We start from the raw sequence: 2,021 nt of genomic DNA, 5'->3' as shown, positions 1-2,021 counted from the left end.
TGAGTTGTAGAAGATGAACTCGAGGATCACGCGGTGACCGCCCTGCTGTCCAGCACGACCACCCCGCTACACCACTATGAGGGACTCAACTTCGGCCAGTGGTGGCTGACGTACCGCTATGAACTCTCCACCAAACTCGGGGCGATCCACGTAGCGGGAGCCGGTCGTGTAGAACTTATAGCCACCAGTACGCAGATCGGAGCCGAGGTGGATACCTGCTTTCCCGTAAAACAATCCCTTCGGATCCAACGTCAGGCAGGTGTAGTAGGTGCCGCCGTCTGCCTTCTGGTAGGTCCATGCGACGTAGTCGCCTTTGTAGGCGAGCTGATTGACGATGCCTTGCACATTCGGCTTATCTTTATGAGCCCGCCGCGCGAACTCACCGATATAGCGGGTGCCGTACCAAAACTGCATACCAGCGCTCGTAATCGTTCCTTCCAGCGTGGAGCCGTTATACCAAGCGATCTGATACGGGGTGATGCGGATCGATTGCGTCCAGCCTGCCAGGCCTACTTGGATGGCGTTGGTGGCGAGTTTGTCGGCCGTAATCGACCGCGCCCCAATCCGAGCGGCGTTGAGGTAGCCGGTGGTGATCTTGCCAGCATCCAACGCGGCGATCTTCGCCGACGTGACCGCTGCGTCCTTGATCATCGCATTGGTGATGTATCCGTTGGCGATCGTCAACTTGTCGGACGTGATCGATCCGGCGGCAATCCGCCCAGCAGCTAAATACCCGGAGGTGATCTTCGAGGCCGAGAGCGACCCGATTTTCGCGTCGGTGATCGCGGCGTCCGCGATGTGTGCGGTGCCGATGGCGGCGTCTGCAATGTGTGCTTGGCTGATCGCTTTCGACCCGATCATCGCAGCACCCACCGGTGTCTGTTCCCATTGGTTGTTGGTGAGGATGTATTGGCGGGCGATCACGCCGTCTACACGCACTTGCCATAGCGCGCCCTCCGGTCGGCCAGCCGCGTCCGCTACGCTCGGGTCAACAACGGCAACCGTGAGCCGCCCATCCGAAGTCATCGCAACGTCGTGGGCATCCTGCGCTAACTGGGTAGCGCCAGCGGCTGTGGTCTTGGCCTGGTCGATCTCCACCTGCGCCGAAGCCATCTGAGTGGCGACAGCATCGGCGGCGGTTTGTGCGTCGTGTGCAGCGGCGAGGGCGTGGTCGACCTCTGCGCGGGCGGCGTCGAGTTCCGCGCTGATCTGGGCATGGTTCAGGTCAGTAGCGAGTGCCACCCAGCCAGGCTGCCCGGTGTCGGTGAGCCGGTATATCCAGATTTCGGTGGTTTCGCCGTTCTGCTTGAACCATGTGTCGCCGAGCTGCGCCTTCTCGGGTTGGGCACTGCCGTAGTGGTTGGTGTTCTTCCCATCCGCTGAAGCGAGTGCGAATCCGGCCGCATCCGACGCAGCCACCGCCGTATTGATGGCGGTCTTGACTTGCCTGGTGACAGACGTGAACTTCCGAGCTACGGTTCCAAGTTCGACCGAGATGTACTGGCCTGTGAGCGGGTTGTACTCGTAGGCCACCACCCGTGCCGTGAGCGCAATCCCAAGATCAGCGTGGCGGACGGTCACGGTGTCGCCGAGTTCGACGGTTTCCAGCCGTGCGAGATCAGCGTATTCACGGGTTTGTGAAAGGTCAGTGAAGCGGATCTTGTACGAAGCGGACGGCTCATCCACATGTCTTGCGTTGAATTCTCCTGCCGCCAGACGGCGTAGTTCGCCGTGTGCTTGGTCGAGTGGAAGCTCGCCTTCACGTGGGTTGTCTTTGTCGGTGATGGCTTTGACTTGTCCGTAGCGGATGACGCGGATACGCGGCACCACATAAGAGCTGAACTTCGGCGAATCCACATAGAGCTCGGGTAGGAGTAGGCCGTCGTAGCCGACCGGCAAAATCCGCGTCACCACCGTCGAAAAATCAATAGTTGAGTCCCTCATAGTGGTGTAGCGGGGTGGTCGTGCTGGACAGCAGGGCGGTCACCGCGTGATCCTCGAGTTCATCTTCTACAACTCAC

The 2,021-nt window shown here is 60.2% G+C and carries 1 pseudogene; it reads right to left on the bottom strand.

Annotation, left to right across the window (positions count from 1 at the left end):
* Window positions 1-147 precede the first annotated feature (147 nt).
* A pseudogene (locus BSZ39_RS12690) lies at window positions 148-1,938 on the bottom strand (phage tail spike protein); the annotation flags it as partial.
* Between the last annotated feature and the right edge of the window lie 83 nt (window positions 1,939-2,021).

The sequence above is a fragment of the Bowdeniella nasicola genome (assembly GCF_001907295.1).
In the GTDB taxonomy this organism is placed as follows: Bacteria; Actinomycetota; Actinomycetes; order Actinomycetales; family Actinomycetaceae; genus Bowdeniella; species Bowdeniella nasicola.
This window is presented reverse-complemented; position numbering and strand designations above follow the sequence as displayed.